The following is a 23,118-nucleotide window of genomic DNA, read 5'->3' on the forward strand; positions in this document are numbered from 1 at the left end:
CTCCCTCGCCACAAGAACAAAGGGCCTGACGGCCCTTTGTTCGTTTCTGCATCAAACTGTTTTCATGACAGTTTTATTTCAATCGCTTCTTTAGCTATGCGATGCTGGCGTCCAGACCGTTAGCCAACTACAGCTTAAGTACAGAACGTAGAAAAACGCGCGGCACCGTTAACTTGCCCCGCTGGGGCGCTACCACCACAGGGGGCCTGTATGCTCACCCTGCTCAATTTGTTATCGGCCGTGGCCTTGCTGATCTGGGGCACGCACATCGTCCGAACCGGCATCCTGCGGGTTTATGGCTCCAACTTGCGCCATGTGATCGGGCAGAACATGGCCAGGCGCTGGCTGGCGTTTATCGCCGGGATCATGGTGACCGCCATGGTCCAGAGCAGCAACGCCACCGCCATGCTCGTCACTTCGTTTGTCGGTCAGGGCCTGATGGCGCTGACCCCGGCCCTGGCGACCATGCTCGGTGCCGACGTCGGTACCGCACTCATGGCGCGGGTACTGACCCTCGACCTGTCGTGGCTGTCACCGCTGCTGATCTTCCTCGGGGTGATTTTCTTTCTGTCGCGCAAGCAGACCCGGGTCGGGCAGATGGGCCGGGTCAGTATCGGTCTGGGGCTGATCATTCTGGCGCTGCAACTGATCGTCGAGGCCGCCGCCCCGATCACGCATGCTCAGGGGGTGAAGGTCATTTTCGCCTCACTGACCGGTGACATCCTGCTCGATGCGTTGGTCGGTGCGTTGTTCGCGATGATTTCCTACTCTAGCCTCGCCGCGGTCCTGCTGACTGCGACCCTCGCCGGTGCCAATGTGATCAGTCTGCCAGTGGCGATCGGCCTGGTGATTGGCGCCAACATCGGCAGCGGCATTCTCGCTTTCCTCAGCACCAGCATGCAGAACGCCGCTGGCCGTCAGGTGGCGTTGGGTAGCCTGTTGTACAAACTGATTGGTCTGCTGCTGATCATTCCGGTGCTTGACCCACTGGTGCACTGGATCGACAGCTTCGATTTCAGCGCTCAGGAAATGGTCATCGGCTTCCACCTGCTCTACAACACCACGCGTTGCCTGATCCTGTTGCCCAGCGTCGGGCTGATGGCCAGGCTCTGTGCGTGGCTGCTGCCGGAGCGGCCGGACATCAACGGCACGGCCAAGCCGCGGCACCTTGACCCGACGGCTTTGGTGACCCCTAGCCTGGCGCTGGCCAATGCCGCCCGGGAAACCCTGCGCATCGGTGATCTGGTCGACAGCATGCTCGAAGCCATGCTCGCCGTACTACGCGGCAAACAGACCGCCGTTACCCAGGAAATCCGGCGTCTGACCGATGATGTCGAAGCGCTCTATAGCGCCATCAAACTCTATCTGGCGCAAATGCCTCGGGAAGACCTCAGCGAGCAGGACAGCAAGCGTTGGGCGGAAATCATCGAGCTGGCGATTAACCTGAAACTGGCCAGCGACGTGATCGAACGCATGCTGCGCAAGGTTCAGCAGCAGAAAACCTCGCAGCGCCGGTCGTTTTCCGAGGTCGGTCTGGAGGAGTTGGCGGGTCTGCACAGCCAACTGATTGCCAACCTGCGCCTGGGGTTGTCGGTGTTCCTCAGTTCCGACCCGGAAAGTGCTCGCCAGTTACTGCGTGAGAAACGTCGCTTTCGCGCACAGGAACGCCGCCTGGCCCACGCTCATGTCAGTCGTTTGCACCGTAAGATTGTGCAAAGCATCGAGACCAGTTCGCTGCATCTGGAGCTGATCGCTGACATGCGGCGCCTCAATTCGCTGTTTTGCAGCAGTGCCTATGCGGTATTGGGCACTTCGGACACCGGTGCTCTGGCGGTCGACGATATGGCTGACATTACTCATTCACCCTGAACGTCCACAGTTGCCTGAAGTCTGTTGTACTTACGCTGGTCGTACGGAAACTCGTTATGCGTTGTCTGCTGTTCGCTTGTCTGTTGCTTGGCGCCCTGCCTTCATTCGCCCTGGATCGCTTTCAGGTCGAGGGCTATACGCTGCCCAACGGCCTGCAGTTGGTCCTCAAACCGGGCACCGAGCGCGGGCATGTGGCGATTCGGCTGGTGGTCGGCGTGGGTCTGGATGATTTCAGCTGCGCCGACAAGGAGCTGCCGCATCTGCTCGAACACTTGCTGTTCAGCGGCATCGACGCCACCGGCGAAGGTGGTCTGGAGGAGCGCATGCAGGCCCTGGGGGGGGAGTGGAACGCTTACACCAGCAACGCCGACACCACGTTCGTCATCGAAGTACCGGCGAAAAACCAGCGTAAGGCCCTCGATCTGTTGTTGGCGCTGCTGACCCAGACCCGTATCGACGACAACGCTATCAAGGTCGCCAAGCAGGTGGTCGAGCGCGAAGACGGTGGCCATTATTCGCACCTGCAACGCTGGATGGATCGCCAGGACCTGGGCCACACCGCCAGTAATCAGTTGGCGGTGGAGCTGGGCCTCAAATGCCCAGAGCGTGCGCAAGTCGATCACCTGACCCGCGAGCAACTGGAGGCAGTGCGCAAAGCCTGGTACGCGCCCAACAACATGACCCTGATCGTGGTCGGCGAGCTCGACCGCCTGCTGCCAGCCTATCTGGAGCGGGCGTATGGCGCGCTCGTAGCCGTCGAGCCTGCCGATCACCTGCCCTTGCCGACAATCCAGGCCAGTGCGGCCCACGAGCGCACTCTGAGCCACGGTTTTGTCGGTGGCGGCGCCAAGTTGCACTGGCTGGTGCCGGAACCGGTGCAGGAAGACCAGCCCGACGAAACGTTCGATCTGCTCAAGGACTACCTGGACTGGGCGCTTTATCGCCAACTGCGCCTGGTCCATGGGTTGTCCTATGGGCCCTCGGCCGAGCGTGAGGTGTTTGGCGGAGTGGGCTTCATGAGCCTGAACGCCGACCTTGAACGCGGCGACGTGCCGGCAGCTGAACAGGTGCTGGATGAGCTCAAAGCCGATTTGCTCAAGAACGGTCTCGACACCACCACTTTCGCCCGCCTCAAGCAGGCCGCCATCGCCCGTCAGGCCTGGGCCGTGCAAGGCAACAGCGCCCTGGCGGATTACTACTGGAGCGCCCTTGGGGACTACGAGGATGGCCATTTCACCAACCCGGCCAAGGCACTGCAAGAAGTGACGCTGGTCGAGGCAAACAAGGCGATGCGTGAGTTGCTGCTGCAACCGGGGTATTTGCGGATCGAGAAGCCGCTGATGAGTTATGACCAGTTGATGTGGGCGATTGCCGGGGGATTTGGATTGATGGTGCTTGGGGCATTGGGGTGGCGTGTTCACCGCAGAAAGTAGTTATTTCCCTGTGGCAACGGGTTTTGTGTGGCGAGGGGGCTTGCCCCCGTTGGGCTGCGAAGCGGCCCCAAAAAGGGTACCTCGATTTATCCGGCACACACACCGGCCAATTTTGCGACTGCTGCGCAGCCGAACGGGGGCAAGCCCCCTCGCCACAGGACCCCTCGGACGGTACCCTGTCGGGGATTTTTCCCACGACGATTGTGAACCGCCGAATGCCGACTCTGACCCTGTACATACAGCGCATCCTGGAATTGATGAAGCGCTACCCCGGGGTCATCGCGCTCGGCGGTTTCATTTCCGGGGTCGGCAGCTTCATCTTGGTGGATCGCCAACAAAGCCTGGCGACCTGGATCACCACCATCATGCTGGTCAGCTGGGTCTGGTTGATGCTGGAAAACAGCCTCACTGAGTTGTTCGCCAAGGTCTTCAAGCGCGAAATACCCCAGCCCCTGCTGCGTTATGCGACGCAGATGATCCATCAGGAAAGCCTGTTCTTCGTCCTGCCGTTCTTTTTCATCACCACCACCTGGAACAGCGGCCAGCTGTTTTTTACGGGGTTGTTGGGCATGGCGGCGCTGATCTCGATCACCGACCCGCTCTACTACAAATGGCTGGCGCCGCGCCGCTGGGCGTTCCTGGCGCTGCATACCCTGACCCTGTTCGCCGCCTTGTTGACCGCCCTGCCCGTCATCCTGCACCTGACCACCTCCCAGAGCTTCAAACTGGCGCTGGGCATTGCCATGGTGCTGTCATTCCCGAGTCTGGCGTCGATCTTCCCGATTCGGACCGTGCGCAATGCGTTGGCGATCCTCAGCATCACCGTGGGCATCGGCGCTGTCGGCTGGGTGCTGCGTTCCTGGGTTCCGCCGGCCACCCTGTGGATGACCGATGTGGCGATCAGCACCCAAATGCAGGACCGCACCCCCGGCAAGAGCCTGGAAGAAGTCAGCGCCGAGCAGATTCGTGGCGACGGTTTGTACGCCTACACCGCGATCAATGCCCCACGGGGGCTGGACGAGCGGATTTATCACGTCTGGATATTCAACGGTAAAGAGGTCGACCGCATCCCTCTGGATATCCACGGCGGGCGCAAGGAAGGCTACCGCGCCTGGACCCACAAGCAGAATTTCCCCGGCAATCCCGCGGGTAAATGGCAAGTTCGGGTGCTCACCGAAGACGGCCAGTTGATCGGCGTGCTGCGCTTCAAGGTCATGGGCAGCACACCCATCAAAGATAAGTAACGCGGTTCGTGCTATTAATCTGGTCTGCGCAATTGCCGAACAAGCAGGAGCTTATGACCAGCAGCACAACGCCTGGCAGTGTCCGACTGGATACCTCGCACATCCCTGCCCTGCTGCGGGTCACGGGTGACTGGACGCTCGCTCATTACGCCGATCTCAGCCACTTGAGCGAAAAGCTCCGTGGCCAATACGACAACAACACCCCCATCGACCTCAACGGCCTCGGTGCCCTGGACACGGCGGGTGCATCGCTGTTGGTGGAGTTGCTGGGTTCCGAGCGTCTGGGCAAGTCCGCCGAACACCCTGATTGCACCCTTTCCTCTGCCGATCGCGCCTTGCTGCAGACGGTGTATTGCTCGCTGACTGATTTCTGCGTACCGATCAAAGAGCCGGAAATCAGCGTCGGCATTCAACTGCTGACCCGTATCGGCCGCGCAGTCGATGCGATCTGGCAGGACACCCTGCAGGTGCTGGGTTTTGTCGGCCTGATCCTGCAAACCATCGCGCGCGGGCTGTTTTGTCCCAAGCGCTGGCGCCTCACGCCGATGATCGCCCACATTGAGCAGACCGGCCTCGACGCCGCTCCCATCGTCGCCCTGCTGACCTTTATGGTGGGCGCCGTGGTAGCGTTTCTCGGTGCGACTGTGCTGGCGAGCTTCGGCGCGAGCATTTTTACCGTGGACCTGGTGGCGTTTTCTTTTTTGCGGGAATTCGGCGTGTTGCTCACCGCGATCCTGATGGCCGGCCGCACCGCCAGCGCGTTTACCGCGCAGATCGGCTCGATGAAGGCCAACGAAGAAATCGACGCGATCCGCACCCTCGGCCTCGACCCGATGGAGTTGCTGGTGGTGCCGCGGGTATTGGCGTTGCTGGTGGCGCTGCCGATGCTGACCTTCCTGGCGATGTTGTCGGGGATTGTCGGTGGTGGCGTGGTGTGTGCGCTGTCGCTGGATATATCGCCGGCGATGTTCCTGTCGCTGCTGCAATCGGACATCGGCGTTCAGCACTTTCTGGTGGGGATCGTCAAAGCGCCGATTTTTGCGTTCCTGATCGCCGCCATCGGCTGTCTTGAAGGCTTCAAGGTCAGCGGCAGCGCCGAGTCCGTCGGCGCGCACACCACGTCGAGTGTGGTGCAGTCGATTTTCGTGGTGATCGTCCTTGACGCTGTGGCCGCATTGTTTTTCATGGAGATGGGCTGGTGAGTCGTCTACCCCGAGCGCCTTCCGAGGCGGTGATCGAAGTCCGTGGGCTGTGCAATCGCTTCGGCCGCCAGAGCGTGCACGAGAACCTCGACCTGGATTTGTACAAAGGCGAAATTCTTGCGGTGGTCGGCGGTTCCGGCAGCGGCAAGTCGGTGCTGTTGCGCAGCATCGTCGGCTTGCGCCAGCCCAGCGAAGGGCTGGTGAAGGTCTTCGGCAAGAACTTGCCGAGCCTGTCAGAGCATGAGCGCTCGCTGGTCGAGCGACGCTTCGGTGTGTTGTTCCAGAAAGGCGCCCTGTTCTCTTCGCTGACGGTGACCGAGAACGTCGCCCTGCCCCTTATAGAACACGCCGGCCTAAGCCGTACCGACGCCGAGCATCTGGCAGCGGTGAAACTGGCATTGGCCGGATTGCCGTTGTCGGCGGCCGACAAGTACCCTGCTTCACTGTCTGGCGGCATGATCAAGCGCGCCGCCCTGGCCCGGGCGCTGGCGCTGGACCCGGACATTCTATTTCTCGACGAGCCCACCGCTGGCCTCGACCCGATTGGCGCGGCGGCGTTCGATCAATTGATTCTGACCCTGCGCGACGCGTTGGGTTTGAGTGTGTTTCTGGTCACCCACGACCTCGACACGCTCTACACCATCACCGACCGGGTGGCGGTGCTGGCGCAAAAGAAAGTACTGGTGGCGGACGCCATCGACAAGGTTTCGGAAACCGACGACGCGTGGATTCACGAATACTTCCATGGCCCTCGCGGCCGCGCGGCGCTGACGGCCGCTAACCAGCTCAACGAGGTCTGACATGGAAACCCGAGCTCATCACGTATTGATCGGCCTGTTCACCGTCATAGTGGTGGCAGGCGCCCTGCTCTTCGGTCTGTGGCTGGCCAAGTCCAGCGTCGACACCGAATTCAAGGATTACGAAATCGTCTTCAACGAGGCGGTCAGCGGTTTGTCCAAGGGCAGCGCCGTGCAGTACAGCGGGATCAAGGTCGGCGACGTAGTGACGCTGCGCCTGGATCCGAATGATCCGCGCCGGGTGTTGGCGCGGATCCGCCTGGGCGGCGATACCCCGATCAAGGAAGACACCCAGGCCAAACTGGCGCTGACCGGGATCACTGGCACCTCGATCATTCAGCTCAGCGGTGGTACACCGCAAAGTCCGACGCTCAAGGGCAAGGGCGGCAATTTGCCGACCATCGTGGCAGCGCCCTCGCCCATCGCCCGACTGCTGAACGACAGTAACGACCTGATGACCGGCGTGAACGTGTTGATGCAGAACGCCAATCAGATGTTTTCTTCGGAAAACGTCGAGCGCATCAGCAAGACCCTTGAGCATCTGGAGCAAACCACCGGCACCATCGCCGACCAGCGCGGCGACATCGGTCAGGCCATGCAGCAACTGGCGTCGGTCGGTAACCAGGCTTCCGCCACACTTGAACAAACCGCTGCGTTGATGCGCAACGCCAACGGCCTGCTCAACGATCAGGGCAAGCAGATGTTCGGCAGTGCCGAGCAAGCCATGAAGTCCCTGGAACAGAGCAGCGCGACCATCAACTCATTGCTCACCACTAATCAGGATTCCCTCAACAACGGCATGCAGGGCCTCAATGGCCTGGCACCGGCGGTGCGTGAGTTGCGCGATACCTTGAGCTCGCTGCGCACCATTTCCCAGCGGCTTGAGGCCAATCCCAGCGGTTACCTGCTGGGCAGTGACAAGAACAAGGAGTTCACGCCATGAAGCTGATCCCGTTAGCCTTGGCTGTCGGTTTTGCGCTGACCAGTGCCTGCTCGATTCTGCCCAAGTCCGAGCCATCCGATGTCTACCGGTTGCCCTCGGCCCAGAGCGGCGCACCGGCCAATCACAGCACGGCGCTGCACTGGTCGCTGCGACTGGCCAAGCCGCAGACCAGCGAAGCCTTGAACAACCCGAAGATCGCCGTGATCCCTCAGGGTGACCTGATCAGCAGCTACAAGGCTTCCCGCTGGAGCGACCCGGCGCCGGTGCTGCTGCGCAATCGTCTGCTCGATGGTTTCCAGCGTGACGGTCGGGTGCCGTTGCTCAGCACCGACGACAGCAATCTCCAGGCGGACCTGGAGCTGGGCGGCAACCTGCAAGCGTTCCAGACCGAATACCAGGGCACGACGGCGAGCGTGGTCGTGCGGCTGGATGCATTGCTGGTGCGTGGGTATGACCAGCGCATCCTCGCCAGTCGGCGCTTTGAAGTGCGCCAGCCGTTGAGCGATGTGAAGGTGCCGGCGGTGGTCGCCGGGTTCGGCCAGGCCAGCGACCAGTTGACGGCGCAGGTGGTGGCCTGGACGGTGGAGCAAGGTCAGAAAGTCGTGCCGCCGCTGAGGCCCTGAAGCCACCGCTGAAAGGAGCGGGCTTGCCCGCTCCCACAGGGTTTTCGTTTAGCCGAAGAACCAGTAGCAAACCCCGATGGCCCCCAGCACCCCGCCAAGCTCCGCCAGCAGCGCACAGCCCACCGCATGCCGTGCACGCTGGATGCCCACCGCGCCGAAATACACCGCCAAGACATAGAAGGTCGTTTCGGTACTGCCCTGGATCGTTGCCGCCACCAGCGCCGGGAAGCTGTCCACCCCCTCGGTCTTCATGGTTTCGATCAGCATTGCCCGGGCGGCACTGCCGGAAAAGGGTTTGACCAATGCGGTCGGCAAGGCATCGACAAAGCGCGTGTCCCAACCGGCCCATTCCACCAGGTGACGAATCCCGTCCAGACCGAAATCCAGCGCTCCGGATGCTCGCAGCACACCCACGGCGCAGAGCATCGCCACCAGATACGGCAGCAGGTTCTTGGCGACGTCGAAGCCTTCTTTGGCGCCTTCGACGAATGCCTCGTAGACCTTCACCTTGCGTAATGCGCCGATGATCATAAACAGCATGATCAAGCCGAACAGCGTCACGTTGCCGAGGACCGATGACAGGCTCGCCAGCGCGGTCGCCGAGAGCGTCGCCAGCAGTGCCATGAAGCCGCCAAGGGCGAGGGCGCCGGGAATCAGGTACGCCAGCACCACCGGGTCCCAGATGCGCAGGCGTTGCATGAACGCTACGGTCAGGAAGCCGACGATGGTTGAGCAACTGGTGGCGAGCAGGATCGGCAGGAACACCAGCGTCGGATCGGGCGCGCCTTGCTGGGCGCGGTACATGAAGATCGTCACGGGCAGCAGGGTCAGGGAGGAGGCGTTGAGCACCAGGAAGAGGATCTGCGCGTTGCTGGCGATCGTCGCACTGGGGTTGAGCTCTTGCAGCGCCTTCATGGCTTTGAGGCCGATCGGTGTGGCGGCGTTGTCCAGGCCCAGGCCGTTGGCGGCGAAGTTCAGGGTGATCAGGCCGATGGCGGGATGGCCGGCCGGCACTTCCGGCATCAGGCGCAGGAACAGTGGCCCCAGCGCTTTCGCCAGCCACTCGACGATCCCGGCCTTCTCGGCGATCCGCAGAAAGCCCAGCCAGAGGGTGAGGGTGCCGAACAACAGGACCATGACCTCGACTGACAGTTTGGCCATGGCGAAAATACTTTCCACCATCGCCGCAAAGATCCCGGCGTTACCACCGATCAGCCACTGCGCCAGCGCCGATACGGCTGCCACGATGAAGAAGCCAAGCCACAGGCCATTAAGCATCAGTCAAATCCCCCGGAAGATGCGGCGAATGATAGCGGGGTAGGCAGAAACGACAAACCCCGGATTTCTCCGGGGTTTGTTTGGGGCTCTTGTGGGAGCGGGTATTAGTTGCTGGAGGTTTCACCAACCGGCAGCTTTTCCTTGCTGCGCCAGTGCGGCAGGGAGTTCCAGTAGCGCTGGCCCTTGGCGTCGTCGTACATGCCTTCCCAACGCGAGATGACCAGCACGGCCAAGGCGTTGCCGATCACGTTCAGCGCGGTACGGGCCATATCCATGATGCGGTCGACACCGGCGATGAATGCCAGGCCTTCCAGCGGAATACCGACGCTGCCCAGAGTGGCCAGCAACACCACGAAGGACACGCCCGGTACACCGGCGATGCCTTTGGAGGTGACCATCAGGGTCAGCACCAGCAGCAATTGCTGGCTGATCGACAGGTCGATGCCGTACAGCTGGGCAATGAAGATCGCCGCGATGCTCTGGTACAGGGTCGAACCGTCGAGGTTGAACGAGTAGCCGGTCGGTACCACGAAGCTGCAAATGGCTTTCGGCGCACCGTAGGCTTCCATCTTCTCGATCACGCGCGGCAGCACGGTTTCGGAACTGGCGGTGGAGTAGGCCAGGACCAGCTCATCCTTGAAGATACGCATCAGCTTGATCACCGAGAAGCCGAACAGGCGAGCGATCAGGCCCAGCACCACGAAGGCGAAGAAGGCAACGGCGAAGTAAACCAGGACGACCAGCTTGGCCAGCGGCAGCAGGGAGGCGAAGCCGAAGTTGGCCACGGTCACCGCGATCAGTGCGAACACGCCGATCGGGGCGTAGTTCATGATCATGTGGGTGACTTTGAACATGCTTTCCGACACGCCCTGGAACATTTTCACCAGCGGTTCGCGCAGGTCCGATTGCAGGCTCGACAGACCGAGACCGAACAACACGGAGAAGAAGATGATCGGCAGCATCTCGCCGCGCATCATGGCCGCAAAGATGTTCGACGGGATCAGGTTGAGGATGGTTTCGATGAACGCGTGTTCATGCTGAACCTCGGCAGCAGTGGCCTGGTACTTGGAAATATCCACGGTACCCAGGGTGCTCATGTCGATGCCGCTGCCCGGATGGACCACGTTGGCCAGCACCAGGCCGACCAGAATGGCGATGGTGGTGACGATCTCGAAGTAGATGATGGTCTTCAGACCGATACGCCCGAGTTTTTTCGCGTCCCCAACGCCAGCGATGCCGACGATCAGCGAGGAGATTACGATCGGGATCACGATCATCTTGATCAGACGGATAAAGATATCGCCTGCCGGTTGCAGGACGTTGCTGATCCACCAGGCCTTTTCAGCGCTGAAGTGGTTGAGCAGTGCACCTATTGCTATCCCCAGAACCAGACCGATGAGGATCTGCCAGGCGAGGCTAAGCTTTGCCTTCTTCATATCTTTACCCTTACTTGCGTTTGACTCAGGCCGATGCATGAACTGCAACGCTCAATGGCGAAGACGTCTTGCACCGACCCCCGTATAAGGTCCCCGCGAGCGAGCATTTACAGCTCTCTGGCAGCGAAAAAGGCGCAACTATTCCGATGCGGGGAAGCGCCGTCTAATGCCGTAAACGCCTACCCTATGCCGAATCGGCATGAGATCTTTTAACTGAAACCCACGTCCCAGCCGGTTCGAATGCGACATTTCGGCAGGCATAAGTGCCGTGAACCGGCCATTTCAGCGCAGGTTGATGTTTTTCGGATCAGTGAAAACTTAGGAAATGACCTACGTTTGAATGCGATTTTTCTTCTCGTGAAAGTCAGAGCTTTCTCGATATACGGTCACGAAGAAATAGCGCGAAACGGTTTTGCGGGGAATATGCAGCAAGAACAGATGAGCAGAATGCTCTAGATCAACGTTTTGCACGTTGAAGCTCTCCGCAAGTCCGTCGAGCCACTCTGGGCCGACGAACTTGCGTCGCAGCTTCACCTGACCCGGCCCTTGCGCGGGTACTCCCTGTACCCGTAGGTCACTCCGACCCTGAAGCAGTCAGAACGTCCCGACCCCTTGGTCATGCGTCTACCGTCCTCGGGTAGCGCAGTGGAAAGAAGCACCAGGCCTCTTTCGTGTTTCGAACTCGTGTCGCGTGGGCGGCCGCGATCGCCATGGCACTGCCGCCCAGAAGCAGGGCGGCTGCCGATGTCTTTAACGCAATGCCCATATCAACCTCGGCCGCGACGGCCAAAGAAGAAGGAAGCAATGAACATCACCAGGAATACGACAAAGAGAATCTTGGCGATACCCGTGGCGGTGCCCGCGATACCACCGAAGCCCAATACTGCAGCGATGATGGCAATGATCAGGAATGTGATTGCCCAGCTCAACATGGTGATTCTCCTTACGCTTCTATTTAAGGATGTTGCTTGTGGTGCTTTTCCCGGCGCGTTGAGCGCGCCAAGTTCGTTTGCTTAAAACACCCAACGTTCCTGGAAGGGCGTCTCGTCCACAGACCGGGCCTGGTCGACGCCCATCATTCGCATTGAGGCGTTGTCAGCCGGGTTGCTGCTGACGGCGCTGAAGTGGGTTTGGGGGGGATGTGGAATTGAAAGGTGCACTGGCGCCGGTTGCGCGCTTTGCTCCCAACGCATGTACTGCTGGCCACCAATCAGGGTGATCAACAACGCTAACAGGGCAAACAAGCCTTGCTGGACATGCAGTGGCGAAAGACGCAATTGGGCGGCGCTTTGGCGATTCATCCTGAAGTTCCTCCCATACGGGTAGTGATCTTTGGCGGGCGCTGGTTCATTAAATGCCCTGATTACCTAGACCATTGCAGCCTGCATGCCAGCTTTAATAAAGAATAAATACGATAAAAATCAAAAGGTTATTGTGTTTGTAGAAAACGTTTTGGACGCATCCTGCACGATGATCCGTTTGCAGTCGTGCGTAATGCACGATGAGTTCGCAGGCACTTTCAATATTTTTGGAATTGCGGGGAGGGCGTAGATGTCAGAAAGGGACGCAGGCAATCGCTGAAAGAATGGTCTGTAAATAAAAGTTCATATAAATCAGCGTATTAGCTTCACTTTGAGTAGATAGATAGCCTGTTTTGGCTGGAATCGACCAGAATCAATCATGCAACTTGCCCGATTTTTCCGGGACTAACCAAGAACACCTATTAAAGGAGCGTAGGAACATGGAATCAGCCACTGAGCATCAAGGCCGCATTCTGCTGGTGGACGACGAGTCCGCCATCCTTCGAACCTTTCGCTATTGCCTCGAAGACGAAGGCTACAGCGTGGCCACCGCGACCAGCGCCGCTCAGGCCGAAGCCTTGTTGCAGCGTCAGGTTTTCGATCTGTGCTTCCTCGATTTGCGCCTGGGTGAAGACAACGGCCTAGATGTGCTGGCGCAGATGCGGATTCAGGCGCCCTGGATGCGTGTAGTAATCGTTACCGCTCACTCGGCCGTGGACACTGCCGTGGATGCGATTCAGGCCGGTGCAGCCGACTATCTGGTCAAACCTTGCAGCCCCGATCAGTTACGTCTGGCCACTGCCAAACAGCTGGAAGTGCGGCAACTCTCGGCACGCCTGGAAGCCCTCGAAGGTGAAGTGCGTAAACCCAAGGAGGGGCTGGACTCCCACAGCCCGGCGATGAAAGTGGTGCTTGAAACCGCACGCCAGGTCGCCAGTACCGACGCCAACATTCTGATTCTCGGAGAGTCCGGCACCGGTAAAGGTGAGCTGTCACAGGCCATTCATGGCTGGAGCAAACGCCAGAAGAAATCCTGCATCACCATCAACTGCCCGTCCCTGACAGCGGAATTGATGGACAGTGAACTCTTCGGCCACAGCCGTGGCGCATTCACCGGTGCCAGTGAAAGCACCTTGGGTCGTGTCAATCAGGCTGATGGCGGAACGTTGTTTCTCGACGAGATCGGCGATTTTCCCCTGACTTTGCAGCCAAAGTTGCTGCGTTTCATCCAGGACAAGGAATACGAGCGTGTGGGCGACCCGGTGACCCGTCGCGCCGACGTGCGAATCCTCGCGGCCACCAACCTCAACCTTGAAGACATGGTCCGCGACGGTCGTTTTCGTGAAGATTTGCTCTATCGGCTGAACGTTATCACCTTGCACCTGCCGCCGCTTCGCGAACGCAGGGAAGACATTCTGAACCTGGCTGACCGTTTCCTGGCGCGCTTCGTCAAGGAGTACTCGCGTCCGGCCCGGTGTTTCAGCGATGAGGCCCGCGAGGCGCTGCTCAGCTACCGCTGGCCCGGCAATATCCGCGAGCTGCGCAACGTGGTGGAACGGGCGAGCATTATTTGTCCACAGGAGCGGGTCGAGATCAGCCACTTGGGCATGGCCGAAGCTCCGACCAACAATACGCCACGCATTGGCGCCGCGTTGAGCCTGGATGAGTTGGAGAAAGCCCACATCGGTGCGGTCCTTGCCACCGCCGATACCCTGGATCAGGCGGCCAAGACCCTGGGTATCGATGCCTCGACCCTGTACCGCAAGCGCAAGCAGTACAACTTGTGAGCCGCACCCGATGAAACTGGCGATGACGTTGCGCACCCGGTTGTTCCTGAGTATTTCAGCCTTGATCACCGTGGCGCTGCTCGGGCTGTTGCTCGGGCTGGTCAGCGTGATGCAGATGGCCGGCACGCAGGAGGCCCTGATCCGTGACAACTTCGTCAGGCTGGATCTGGGATTGAAGCTGCGCCAGACCCTGGGTGATCAACTGATCATCATGCTCGGCGAGAAGCCTGATCCCGCGGCGTTCGAGGCATCCAGACAGCATTACCTCGAATTGCTCGATGAAGGCATTGCTCACGAGCCGTCCGGCGAGGGCGCCCAGTACGGTTTCAAAAAGGCCAAGACTGATTACCAGAGCTTTCTACAGGCCTACGATCTTTCCCGCGATACGGCACCGGTGCTCACTGGGGGCGGGGATCTCACGGAAAAATTCAACACGCTGCGCAACGGCTTGATCGCCGAACAGAAGCGCGCGCTGGATAACATCAGTGAAACCGAACGTCAGGCCCGGGACCGCGCGTTGCTGATTGCCGGCCTGCTCGGGTTGATCGGGGTGGGGGTGCTGTTCATCGGGTTCATTACCGCCCATGCGATCGCCCAGCGTTTCGGAGCCCCGATCGAGGCCCTGGCGGCGGCCGCTGACAACATCGGCCAAGGCAATTTCGAAGTGACTCTGCCGATTTCCTCCGCAGTGGAAATGAACCAGCTGACCCGACGCTTCGGAATCATGGCCGAGGCCCTGCGACAGCACCAAGCCACTAATATCGACGAGCTACTCGCCGGACAGCAGCGTTTGCAAGCGGTGCTCGATAGCATCGACGACGGTTTGCTGATCATTGATCGTCAAGGTCAGCTCGAGCACCTCAACCCGGTGGCTCAGCGCCAGTTAGGCTGGGACACCGAGCGTCTCGGCCAAGGGCTGGGCACGGCACTTGAGCGCCCCGAACTGGATGAACAGCTGCACCTGGTGCTGCGCGGCGGCACCCTGGAACGAGTGCCGGACGACCTGAGCATCGAGGTTGACGGGGAGTCGCGATTGCTGACGTATAGCCTGACGCCGGTCAGCCATACCCAGGGTCATATTCTCGGCGCCGTGATGGTGTTGCATGACGTCACCGAGCAGCGTGCCTTCGAACGGGTGCGCAGCGAGTTCGTCTTGCGTGCATCCCATGAGTTACGCACGCCAGTCACCGGGATGCACATGGCATTCGGCCTGTTCCGCGAGCGGGCGCATTTTGCCGAGGATTCCCGTGAGGCCGACTTGCTGAACACCGTGAATGAAGAAATGCAGCGCTTGATGCAGTTGATCAACGACCTGCTGAATTTCTCTCGCTATCAGAACGGCCTGCAAAAACTCACCCTGGCGCCGTGCTCCATCGAAGATTTGCTGGAGCAGGCCCAGGCACGCTTTGCCGGCCCGGCGCAGGAGAAGGGCATTGAGCTGTTGGTGGAAGTGCAGGGAACGTTGCCGCGGCTGCAGGCCGATCAGGCGCAACTGGAGCGGGTGCTCGATAACCTGATCGACAACGCCTTGCGCCATACCTCCCGCGACGGGCTGATACGTTTGCAGGCTCGACGTCATGGGGAGCGGGTGATTATCAGTGTTGAAGACAACGGCGAAGGCATTGCCTACAGCCAGCAAGGAAGGATATTCGAGCCTTTTGTTCAGGTCGGCCGCAAGAAGGGCGGCGCCGGGCTCGGTCTGGCGCTGTGCAAGGAGATCGTGCAGTTGCACGGTGGGCGGATGGGCGTGTATTCACGGCCAGGGCAGGGGTCGCAGTTCTACATGGCGCTGGCGGTATAAGCCTGAACCTTCTCAGTCTTCGTCATCCAGACGCCGCGTTGCCTGTCGGCGACCACGGGTAATCAATTCGATGAATTGCACAGCGCTCAATGGGTGCGCGAACAGCCAGCCCTGACCGAACTTCACCCCCTCGCTGCTCAGAAACTCTGCCTGGGCTTCATATTCGATGCCTTCGGCAATCACCTTGAGTTGCAGGGCCTGGGCCATGCGAATGATGTGCGGTGCCACGCCGCTGCTGGCGGCGTCATGACCCAGCGCGTCGATAAATGCCTTGTCGATTTTCAGGCAGTCCACGGGCAGTGTTTGCAGGTAAGCGAGGCTGCAATAGCCAGTGCCGAAGTCATCGATCAGCACCTGATGCCCGACATCGCGCAAGGCCTGCAGGTTTTCTCTGGCCACCACGACATCAACCAATCCGCGCTCGGTCACCTCAAAGGCAATCTGTCTAGCGGCTACACGGTGCAAGGCCAGCAGGCGCGCCATCACCTGACCGATACGCGGCACCATGACGTCGCAGGCCGCCAGGTTGACCGAGATATACAACTGCGGATTGGCGCGCAACAGTTGTCCGAGCTGTTCCAGCAGGCGCTGTAATACGAAATCAGTCATCTGGCGGATCTGGCCGGTGTTTTCCGCCATGGGAATGAACAGCTCGGGGCTGGTCAAGGTGCCGTCCGGCCTTCGCCAGCGCAGCAAGGCTTCGGCTCCGACACAGTTGCGACTGTCGAGGTCGAAGATCGGTTGATACAACACCTGCAATTCGCCTCGCTGTATCGCGCCGTGCAGTTCAGCATCCAGTGATTGACGCTGGCGCACCAGCAGAAACACCAGAATGCCTACGCAGGCACTTAGCGCGAGGCTGGCCGGAAGCAGCCACCACCAAACGGCCGGCACATGCATCCCGGTGCGCGGGGTGATCAGCACCAGTTGGTATTCGGGAGTATTGGTCGGCATTCGGTAAATCAGGCGGGTAGGGGTGACTTGCAGTGCATCGTGATTTTTCGGGGGCCAGGGTTGCGTCGGGGGCCACTCCTGCTCGGCACCGAGCACGGGAATCGCGCGGGTGTCGTGGTCGAGCACCACCAGCAGGCTGCTCCCCGGAGACAGATCAACCATGTCGGTCAAATGCCCGCGAGACGTAGCCACCCGGAAATTGCCACGCCCCAGCATCAGTGCGGCGCGGTTCTCATCGGGTTCGGTGGTGGTGTTCAACCAATAGCTGTAGGTGGGGCCCTCGATGTCCGGTGGCCGGATCACCGACAGCCCTTCCTGGCGGGGGCGGTTGGAGCAGATTCCTGAAGCATCCATGTAAGCGGCTTCGTAAACGAAGCGGTAATTGAAGCTGACTTGCTGCAATGTGGCGATCATTTCATCATCGCAGCCCCGCAGCGGTTGAGCTTCAAGGTCGTCGAGGCTTTCGCGCAGTTGCCCGAACAGCTGCTCCAGACGGACCAGAAAGCGCTCCCCCTGGGCGTTCATCTCCTGGCTTTCGTTGTCCTCGACCTGATGCATCGCAATGAACAGACTGCCGGTCATCAGCAGCGTGGCACTCAAGGCAGCCGCCAGCGTCGCCAGAAACCAAGGGCGATAGAACCAGCTACGCAGCCTCTCTCGAGCAGCCGTCATCATGGAATATCCGAAGGATTACCAATGAGTTATAGCTGCTGATTGGGAAAAGGCCCTGACCGTCGGGCGGGCGTCATTATTTTGTCTGATTCAACACCTGGAGAAGCGCCGCGGTTTGCGCGTCCGGAGTGCCGTCGAAACGGGACGGGCGAAAATGCAGCTGAAAAGCCGCCAGCACATTGCGTGTCGCTACATCCAGTTCGCCGGTCTGTGGCGTGGCGTAGCCCAGGCGGGCAAGTTGTGCCTGAAACCAGCTGATGCTTGGCAGCTGCACGGCGAACTGCGCTTGCTGACGCGCCACAGCCTGCTCGTTCGGCCAGATTCCCAGGCCTTCGGCCGCCAGGCGTTTCCAGGGGAACAGCGGGCCAGGGTCGAGCTTGCGCATGGGGGCGATGTCGCTATGGCCGATGATATGGCGAGGGCTGATGCCCTGGCGCTTGCTGATGTCCTTGAGCAGAAAGATCATCGACTGAACCTGGGCTTCGCTGTAGGGATACCAGAGGCGCCCGGTCGGGGTGTCCTGGAAGCCTGGATTGACGATTTCGATGCCAATGGAACTGGAATTCAGCCAGGTCCGGCCTTGCCATTGGCTTTCGCCGGCGTGCCAGGCCCGAAGATTTTCATCCATCAGCTTATAGATGGTGGCGTGCTCGTCGTCGCCGATCAGGTAATGGCTGCTGACCTCGCCATGGGTCAGCAATTGCAGCGAGTCCACCAGGGATGCGGAGGTGTAATGCATCACCACGAACTGAATACGGCTGTCGTGATTGACTGAAGGGTGGCTGGTGTCAATCCGGGGACCGCTGGCGCAGCCGGCTAATACAAGCAGCGAAGCAATAAGAGCAAGAAATTTCATGGTGGAGGCAATACACGCGAGACAATAATGCAACAGTGTAACGTATTGCCTTGCGCGCCGACCGCAAAAGCGCGCCTTTAAACAAAATGGAACAATTAACTGTCAGCCCAGTTCTATCCGGTTGCGGCCGGTATTTTTCGCGCGATATAGCGCCTGATCGGCTCTTTTAAGCACCAGGTCGCTATGTTCGCTCGGTCTGAAGGCGGTCAGTCCCATGGAAATGGTGATAGTGACTCGCTCGCCCTTGAAGTGGAATGGGCAAGCTTCGATCGATGCGCGCAACGTTTCCAGCAGTTTCGCGCCGACCATCGGCGCCGTGGCAGGCATCAACAGCACAAACTCCTCACCGCCAAACCTGGCAATGAAGTCCGTCCCGCGCAGACGCTTGCGCAGCACACTGGCGATGATTTTCAGCACCTTGTCGCCCGCCAGATGACCGTAGTTGTCGTTGATGCGTTTGAAATGGTCGAGGTCGAGCATCGCCAGCAGCAGGGTGTTGCCGTGCTGTTGCCATTGACTGATTTCATGGTCCAGCCGTTCGCTCCAGGCCGCTCGATTCGGCAGGCCGGTCAACGGATCGATCAAGGCCTTCTGGCGCTGCTCTTCGAGATGCTCGCGGTAGCCCAGCGCTTCCTGCTCCATGTGGGCCACCCTTTCAGCCAGGCTTTGCAGGCGGGCCGCGACTTCCTGTTCGCGCTCGTCGCGTTGCTTCTGGTGCTGGTCCATGGTGCCGAGCAGGCCTTCGAGATGGTCTTCCAGCATGTGCTTGAGGTCATCGAGGTCCGCCGCTTCATGCATGCTGCTTTGCAGGCCGTCGACTTGCTCGCGAATCTGCGTGTCCATCTCCCGCGCGGCAGAGCGGTTGTCGGCGTGGCCTTCGCTGGCCGCTTGCAGGTTGCTCTGAAATGACTCAAGGCGTTCGTTGAGTCGCTGCAGATACGCTTCGAATTCGTGCTGACCGCTGTCGGTAATGGCCAGCATCAATGTTGCCAGATCATCGAGGATTGGCAGCAGTTCATACCAGTTCAAACCGTTTTGAAGACGATTGCGCATCGCTTCGGCTTGCGGTCGATGGCGCTCGGGCAGTGTCAGGTCGTCGAGAAGGCCCAGCAGGGTGTCTTCGATGTGCTTGGCCACAGAGCTGTAGGACGGTTCCGGCGAGTCCGGCAGGGCATACAGAATGTCGTGTTCTGGCGTTTGCGGATCGCTGGCCTCCGGGATCAGTTCATCCGGGTTGATTGCCGACGGAGCCTGGGTGGCCGGTACGGCGATCGATGGAACCGGCTCTTGCGGCTGTTCGAGGTTCGGCTGGGTTTGTGGCTCTGGGGCCTGGCTGCTCGTGGCCTCTGGCTCCAGGGCGGGCGGGACGAACGCCACGACTTCAGCTGTGGGTGCCGTTGTTGCTGTGGGCGCCGGAGTGTCCACGGGCGCAGCGGCGGGCAGGGCAGCTTCAACGGTTGGCATTACCGCTTGCGGTTTGTTGGCGGCTGGCGCGAGATTGACCGTCGCGAGTGAGAGCTCGGCCAGTGGAGCGGCAACCGGTTCGACAGGTTGCGGGGCAGGCATGTGCAATTCGGGGGCGGCGATCTGTGGCGCAGCCTCGTCTGCATCCCGGCTGCCGAACAGGCGCTGCAAAAAACCCGGACGACCCGGTTCCACAGGGTTCTCCAGCAGGCTCAAGGCTTTGCCTTGCAAGCCGCTCAGTTCGCTGAGCAGCAACGGGATTTCGCGAGCCTGGCCGACACGGCCGTCCAGCTGCTTGGCGAAACTCTTCAGTGGCCGGCTCACTTCCCGTGGCAGCGGCAATGCTTGCAACTGAGAGACCAGCGCCGTCAGTGCGGCGCTGACTTGATCAACCCGGGTTTCCCGGCGCTGCTCGGAGTCGAGCACGGCTTTCTCCAGACGCGGCAGCAAGGCCGCCAGGCCGGCGTCCATGTCGTCGGTGCGTACGACTTCGCGCATTTCCTTCATGCATTGGTCAACGGCGCGATCGGTACCTTCGGCAGCCAGGGTGCTGCGCACCAGCCCGCGACGCAGCAGGTCGAGCCGTGCGTCCCATCGACGTTCGAGCTTTTCCTGTTGTTCGATGCTTTTGAGGTATTTCTCTTTCCAGCGCTGTGCTTCGTCGCTCATTCAGGCAGGACTCAACGCGGGGAATGCATCGGCCGTGAGCGAGCCCGGCAGACGAATTTCTACCGCGACCGGCAGGTGATCGGAAATGGGTTGTGCCAGCACCTCGACCTTTTCAAGCGTCAGGGTGGGGCTGAGCAGAATGTGGTCCAGGCAGCGCTGTGGGCGCCAGCTGGGAAAGGTCGCTTCCATCTGCGGCGCGAGCAGGCCTAAATCGCGCAGCGGGGAATGTTGCAGCAAGTCACCGGCGTGGGTATTCATATCGCCCATCAGCACTTGGTGCTTATAACCGCCGATCAACTCGCGGATGTAAGCCAGTTGCATGCTACGGGCGCGAGCGCCCAGCGCCAGGTGCATCATCACCACCACGAGCGCCTCCGGACCTTCGCCGAAGCGCACCAGAATGGCCCCGCGACCCTTGGGCCCCGGCAGCGGATGATCCTCGATCGCCCACGGGCGCAGGCGGCTGAGCACGCCATTGCTGTGCTGGCCGAGATGACCGAGATTGCGATTGAGTTGTTGATACCAATAAGGGAAGGCGCCGAGCTGCGCCAGGTGTTCGACCTGATTGACGTAGCCCGATCGCAGGCTGCCGCCATCGGCTTCCTGCAAGGCGACCAGATCGAAGTCGCCCAACAGATTGCCGATTTTTTGCAGGTTGTCGGCACGCCCGGTGTGCGGCAACAGATGCTGCCAGCCGCGGGTCAGATAGTGCCGATAACGCTCGGTACTGATGCCGACCTGGATATTGAAACTGAGCAAACGCAGACGGCTGTCCACGGGCAACCCCGTCGATTCCAGGTGATGCTCGTTGACCCGCGGGTCGTGCAGGCCAACGATGCGTTCAGTTCTCCAGCGGCGCATGGCAGGTGCCGCGCTTAGTTGGCAACGGCCTTGGTTGCCGCTCGCTCTTTGGCGACCAGTTGGTCAGCCAGTTTCAACGCTTGTTCGGCGCCGCCGGCAGAACCGATGTCAAAGCGATACTTGCCATTGACGATCATGGTAGGCACGCCGGTGATTTCATATTTCTTGGCAAGCTCTTTGGCTTTGTTGATCTGGCCCTTGATGGCGAAGGAGTCGAAGGTGGCCAGGAACTTGTCCTTGTCTACACCTTGGGTCGCCAGGAAGTCCGCCATGTCTTCTTTGTCGGTCAGCTTCTTGTGTTCTTTCTGGATTGCGTTGAACACCGCAGCGTGAACCTTGCTCTCGACACTCATGGCCTCAAGCGTCAGGAACATCTGGCCGTGGGCATCCCAAGGGCCGCCAAACATTGCCGGGATACGCACGAAATTCACGTCGGAGGGCAACTTTTCAACCCATGGGTTGATGACGGGTTCGAAGGCATAGCAGTGCGGGCAGCCGTACCAGAACAGCTCCACGACTTCGATCTTGCCAGGCTCGGCCACCGGGACCGGGTTGCTCAGTTCGACATAGGGCGCTTCAGGTTTTTCGGCGGCTTGGGCAGTCATGCCGAACAGGCTGGCAGCGACGAGTGCGGCGCTGATGATCAGATTACGCATGCTTTACTCCTGGACAATTTGGGCGCCTCGCGCGACCTGTTTTCAGACAGATTCCGGCGGGCTTGAGTTCTGTAGTGTAACGGCAGCGGCCACAAAAAAGGGCAGCCAAAGCTACCCTTTTTATGTTTGCATCGACGGATTAATCGAGAGTTAACGTTGCAAGAGATGTACATCACTCACAACGCTCGATCACAGGCCTTAGTGCAAGCCTTGAATATAGCTGGAGACGGCGGCGATATCTTCGTCGCTCAGCTTTTTAGCGATGCTCTGCATTGGTTTGGTGTCGCCGTCGTTGGTCCGGCCACCTTCTTCTTTTCTGAATTCGGTCAGTTGCTTGCCGACGTACTGAGCATGCTGGCCGCCCAGGTGCGGGAAGCCGGCGGCTGCGTTGCCTGCGCCATTAGGCGAGTGGCAACCGGTGCAGGCTGGCAGCCCTTTGGCCAGGTCGCCACCACGGAACAGTGCTTCACCGCGAGCCACGACTTTCGGGTCGGCGGCACCGACGCTGCCTTTCTGGCTGGCAAAGTAGGCGGAGATATCAGCCAGGTCCTGATCGCTCAGGTTGGTCAGCAGGCCGGTCATTTCCAGTACCGTGCGTTTGCCGGACTTGATGTCGTGCAGCTGCTTGTTCAGATAACGCTCGCCCTGGCCTGCCAGTTTCGGAAAGTTAGGCGCCATGCTATTGCCATCCGGGCCATGACAGGCGCCACATACTGCGGCTTTCGCCTGACCAGCAGTCGCATCACCTGCAGCATGGGCAATACCGGAGATCCCCACGGTCAACAGCAGACTCACGATCAATTTGTTCATCAGCTAATCCAACTACGGCTAAGGGTTAAAGAGTTATGGGCCGGGTTTACTCGCTCATCCACTGGATGATGGCTCGGTAATCCTCGGCACTGCAGTCCATGCACAAACCACGCGGCGGCATCGCCTTGAAACCCTGGGTCACGTGTTGCACCAGCGTCTCCATACCTTTCGCCAACCTCGGCGTCCAAGCTTCCTGATCGCCCTTGCGGGGCGCCATGGGTAGTTGGCCGGAATGACAGGCACCACAAACACGGTTGTACACAGCTTCCGGATCCTGTGTAGCCTGAGCGCTGTAAAGCGGCATCAAGACACCGGCAGCTAGCAGCCATTTCGTCATAAAACGACCTTTTCAGGGTTGAGAGCGTGCTGCGTTCTAGTGCGCAATCAAGGTCAATCGCTCTCGTGAACTTCATCCTACGCTGGGACAAAGCGCACACAAAATCTGCGGCATTATATACTGGC

General features: G+C 60.0%; 21 protein-coding genes. 9 read left to right on the plus strand and 12 right to left on the minus strand.

Translation table 11 applies throughout. The features are described from left to right. Positions 1-210 precede the first annotated feature (210 nt). The 7 genes from ACCC96_RS06135 to ACCC96_RS06165 all read left to right on the plus strand — a co-directional run bounded on the left by ACCC96_RS06135 (position 211) and on the right by ACCC96_RS06165 (position 8,111). Positions 211-1,869 (plus strand): Na/Pi cotransporter family protein, encoded by a 1,659-nt coding sequence (locus ACCC96_RS06135; protein ID WP_413695219.1) that lies wholly within the window; start codon positions 211-213, stop codon positions 1,867-1,869. A 56-nt stretch (positions 1,870-1,925) separates the two neighbouring features. Next, positions 1,926-3,302 (plus strand): M16 family metallopeptidase, encoded by a 1,377-nt coding sequence (locus ACCC96_RS06140; protein ID WP_413695220.1) that lies wholly within the window; start codon positions 1,926-1,928, stop codon positions 3,300-3,302. Positions 3,303-3,517: 215 nt separating this feature from the next. Beyond that, on the plus strand, positions 3,518-4,546 hold the full coding sequence (locus tag ACCC96_RS06145) for a DUF5924 family protein (protein ID WP_413695221.1): 1,029 nt from the start codon (positions 3,518-3,520) through the stop codon (positions 4,544-4,546). 53 nt (positions 4,547-4,599) lie between these two features. Continuing rightward, positions 4,600-5,748, plus strand: coding sequence for an MlaE family ABC transporter permease (locus tag ACCC96_RS06150; protein ID WP_019651221.1), 1,149 nt, complete (start codon positions 4,600-4,602; stop codon positions 5,746-5,748). After that, positions 5,745-6,548: an ABC transporter ATP-binding protein gene (locus ACCC96_RS06155; RefSeq protein ID WP_018927288.1), complete on the plus strand. Its 804-nt coding sequence runs from the start codon at positions 5,745-5,747 to the stop codon at positions 6,546-6,548. The genes ACCC96_RS06150 and ACCC96_RS06155 overlap by 4 nt, the downstream gene beginning before the upstream one ends. A gap of 1 nt (position 6,549) precedes the next feature. Further along, positions 6,550-7,488: an MlaD family protein gene (locus ACCC96_RS06160; RefSeq protein WP_413695222.1), complete on the plus strand. Its 939-nt coding sequence runs from the start codon at positions 6,550-6,552 to the stop codon at positions 7,486-7,488. Further along, positions 7,485-8,111: an ABC-type transport auxiliary lipoprotein family protein gene (locus ACCC96_RS06165; RefSeq protein ID WP_019651219.1), complete on the plus strand. Its 627-nt coding sequence runs from the start codon at positions 7,485-7,487 to the stop codon at positions 8,109-8,111. Before ACCC96_RS06160 ends, ACCC96_RS06165 begins: the two co-directional genes overlap by 4 nt. Positions 8,112-8,159: 48 nt before the next feature. On the opposite strand, the gene ACCC96_RS06170 is transcribed toward ACCC96_RS06165, so the two are convergent. The 5 genes from ACCC96_RS06170 to ACCC96_RS06190 form a co-directional block, all read right to left on the minus strand. Then, positions 8,160-9,389 carry a nucleoside recognition domain-containing protein gene (locus ACCC96_RS06170; protein ID WP_258671806.1) on the minus strand — a complete coding sequence of 410 codons (1,230 nt, stop codon included), beginning with the start codon at positions 9,387-9,389 and terminating at the stop codon, positions 8,160-8,162. A 104-nt stretch (positions 9,390-9,493) separates the two neighbouring features. Continuing rightward, positions 9,494-10,825 carry a glutamate/aspartate:proton symporter GltP gene (gltP, locus tag ACCC96_RS06175; protein ID WP_413695223.1) on the minus strand — a complete coding sequence of 444 codons (1,332 nt, stop codon included), beginning with the start codon at positions 10,823-10,825 and terminating at the stop codon, positions 9,494-9,496. 330 nt (positions 10,826-11,155) lie between these two features. After that, positions 11,156-11,359 carry a hypothetical protein gene (locus tag ACCC96_RS06180; protein ID WP_177324972.1) on the minus strand — a complete coding sequence of 68 codons (204 nt, stop codon included), beginning with the start codon at positions 11,357-11,359 and terminating at the stop codon, positions 11,156-11,158. A gap of 233 nt (positions 11,360-11,592) precedes the next feature. After that, positions 11,593-11,757 carry a DUF1328 domain-containing protein gene (locus ACCC96_RS06185; RefSeq protein WP_003177151.1) on the minus strand — a complete coding sequence of 55 codons (165 nt, stop codon included), beginning with the start codon at positions 11,755-11,757 and terminating at the stop codon, positions 11,593-11,595. A gap of 81 nt (positions 11,758-11,838) precedes the next feature. After that, positions 11,839-12,126, minus strand: coding sequence for a hypothetical protein (locus ACCC96_RS06190; RefSeq protein WP_413695224.1), 288 nt, complete (start codon positions 12,124-12,126; stop codon positions 11,839-11,841). Between the two features lie 440 nt (positions 12,127-12,566). On the opposite strand from ACCC96_RS06190, the gene algB reads away from it, so the two are divergent. Beyond that, the gene (gene algB, locus ACCC96_RS06195; protein ID WP_018927282.1) at positions 12,567-13,913 is read left to right on the plus strand and encodes a sigma-54-dependent response regulator transcription factor AlgB; all 1,347 of its coding nucleotides are present in this window, start codon (positions 12,567-12,569) and stop codon (positions 13,911-13,913) included. A 10-nt stretch (positions 13,914-13,923) separates the two neighbouring features. Further along, positions 13,924-15,714 (plus strand): KinB sensor domain-containing domain, encoded by a 1,791-nt coding sequence (locus ACCC96_RS06200; protein WP_413695225.1) that lies wholly within the window; start codon positions 13,924-13,926, stop codon positions 15,712-15,714. Between the two features lie 12 nt (positions 15,715-15,726). Here the strand turns inward: ACCC96_RS06200 and ACCC96_RS06205 are convergent, their stop codons facing one another. From ACCC96_RS06205 to ACCC96_RS06235, 7 genes are all read right to left on the minus strand, one after another. Beyond that, entirely contained in the window at positions 15,727-17,343 is a 1,617-nt protein-coding gene (locus ACCC96_RS06205) for an EAL domain-containing protein (RefSeq protein ID WP_413695226.1), read from the minus strand. A 73-nt stretch (positions 17,344-17,416) separates the two neighbouring features. Next, positions 17,417-18,196 carry an N-acetylmuramoyl-L-alanine amidase gene (locus ACCC96_RS06210; RefSeq protein ID WP_413695227.1) on the minus strand — a complete coding sequence of 260 codons (780 nt, stop codon included), beginning with the start codon at positions 18,194-18,196 and terminating at the stop codon, positions 17,417-17,419. 102 nt (positions 18,197-18,298) lie between these two features. Next, the gene (locus tag ACCC96_RS06215; RefSeq protein WP_413695228.1) at positions 18,299-20,329 is read right to left on the minus strand and encodes a diguanylate cyclase; all 2,031 of its coding nucleotides are present in this window, start codon (positions 20,327-20,329) and stop codon (positions 18,299-18,301) included. Further along, on the minus strand, positions 20,330-21,190 hold the full coding sequence (locus ACCC96_RS06220; protein ID WP_413695229.1) for an endonuclease/exonuclease/phosphatase family protein: 861 nt from the start codon (positions 21,188-21,190) through the stop codon (positions 20,330-20,332). It lies immediately after the preceding gene. 14 nt (positions 21,191-21,204) lie between these two features. After that, complete coding sequence (locus ACCC96_RS06225) at positions 21,205-21,846, minus strand: thiol:disulfide interchange protein DsbA/DsbL (protein ID WP_413695230.1); 642 nt, start codon at positions 21,844-21,846, stop codon at positions 21,205-21,207. Between the two features lie 198 nt (positions 21,847-22,044). Further along, positions 22,045-22,656 carry a c-type cytochrome gene (locus ACCC96_RS06230; RefSeq protein ID WP_413695231.1) on the minus strand — a complete coding sequence of 204 codons (612 nt, stop codon included), beginning with the start codon at positions 22,654-22,656 and terminating at the stop codon, positions 22,045-22,047. 46 nt (positions 22,657-22,702) lie between these two features. Then, the gene (locus ACCC96_RS06235) at positions 22,703-22,993 is read right to left on the minus strand and encodes a c-type cytochrome (protein ID WP_003196231.1); all 291 of its coding nucleotides are present in this window, start codon (positions 22,991-22,993) and stop codon (positions 22,703-22,705) included. Positions 22,994-23,118: the final 125 nt, after the last annotated feature.

Origin of the sequence: Pseudomonas sp. Pseusp11, assembly GCF_047304405.1 — a bacterium.
In the GTDB taxonomy this organism is placed as follows: Bacteria; Pseudomonadota; Gammaproteobacteria; order Pseudomonadales; family Pseudomonadaceae; genus Aquipseudomonas.

Excerpts from the sequence above, each read along its gene's own strand:
- ACCC96_RS06185 (WP_003177151.1), bottom strand. The coding sequence starts at position 11,757 with ATGTTGAGCTGGGCAATCACATTCCTGATCATTGCCATCATCGCTGCA.
- ACCC96_RS06165 (WP_019651219.1), top strand. The coding sequence starts at position 7,485 with ATGAAGCTGATCCCGTTAGCCTTGGCTGTCGGTTTTGCGCTGACCAGT.
- ACCC96_RS06190 (WP_413695224.1), bottom strand. The coding sequence starts at position 12,126 with ATGAATCGCCAAAGCGCCGCCCAATTGCGTCTTTCGCCACTGCATGTC.
- ACCC96_RS06145 (WP_413695221.1), top strand. The coding sequence starts at position 3,518 with ATGCCGACTCTGACCCTGTACATACAGCGCATCCTGGAATTGATGAAG.
- ACCC96_RS06160 (WP_413695222.1), top strand. The coding sequence starts at position 6,550 with ATGGAAACCCGAGCTCATCACGTATTGATCGGCCTGTTCACCGTCATA.
- gltP (WP_413695223.1), bottom strand. The coding sequence starts at position 10,825 with ATGAAGAAGGCAAAGCTTAGCCTCGCCTGGCAGATCCTCATCGGTCTG.
- ACCC96_RS06135 (WP_413695219.1), top strand. The coding sequence starts at position 211 with ATGCTCACCCTGCTCAATTTGTTATCGGCCGTGGCCTTGCTGATCTGG.
- ACCC96_RS06150 (WP_019651221.1), top strand. The coding sequence starts at position 4,600 with ATGACCAGCAGCACAACGCCTGGCAGTGTCCGACTGGATACCTCGCAC.
- ACCC96_RS06205 (WP_413695226.1), bottom strand. The coding sequence starts at position 17,343 with ATGATGACGGCTGCTCGAGAGAGGCTGCGTAGCTGGTTCTATCGCCCT.
- ACCC96_RS06200 (WP_413695225.1), top strand. The coding sequence starts at position 13,924 with ATGAAACTGGCGATGACGTTGCGCACCCGGTTGTTCCTGAGTATTTCA.
- algB (WP_018927282.1), top strand. The coding sequence starts at position 12,567 with ATGGAATCAGCCACTGAGCATCAAGGCCGCATTCTGCTGGTGGACGAC.
- ACCC96_RS06170 (WP_258671806.1), bottom strand. The coding sequence starts at position 9,389 with ATGCTTAATGGCCTGTGGCTTGGCTTCTTCATCGTGGCAGCCGTATCG.
- ACCC96_RS06220 (WP_413695229.1), bottom strand. The coding sequence starts at position 21,190 with ATGCGCCGCTGGAGAACTGAACGCATCGTTGGCCTGCACGACCCGCGG.
- ACCC96_RS06225 (WP_413695230.1), bottom strand. The coding sequence starts at position 21,846 with ATGCGTAATCTGATCATCAGCGCCGCACTCGTCGCTGCCAGCCTGTTC.
- ACCC96_RS06140 (WP_413695220.1), top strand. The coding sequence starts at position 1,926 with ATGCGTTGTCTGCTGTTCGCTTGTCTGTTGCTTGGCGCCCTGCCTTCA.
- ACCC96_RS06230 (WP_413695231.1), bottom strand. The coding sequence starts at position 22,656 with ATGAACAAATTGATCGTGAGTCTGCTGTTGACCGTGGGGATCTCCGGT.
- ACCC96_RS06235 (WP_003196231.1), bottom strand. The coding sequence starts at position 22,993 with ATGACGAAATGGCTGCTAGCTGCCGGTGTCTTGATGCCGCTTTACAGC.
- ACCC96_RS06210 (WP_413695227.1), bottom strand. The coding sequence starts at position 18,196 with ATGAAATTTCTTGCTCTTATTGCTTCGCTGCTTGTATTAGCCGGCTGC.
- ACCC96_RS06215 (WP_413695228.1), bottom strand. The coding sequence starts at position 20,329 with ATGAGCGACGAAGCACAGCGCTGGAAAGAGAAATACCTCAAAAGCATC.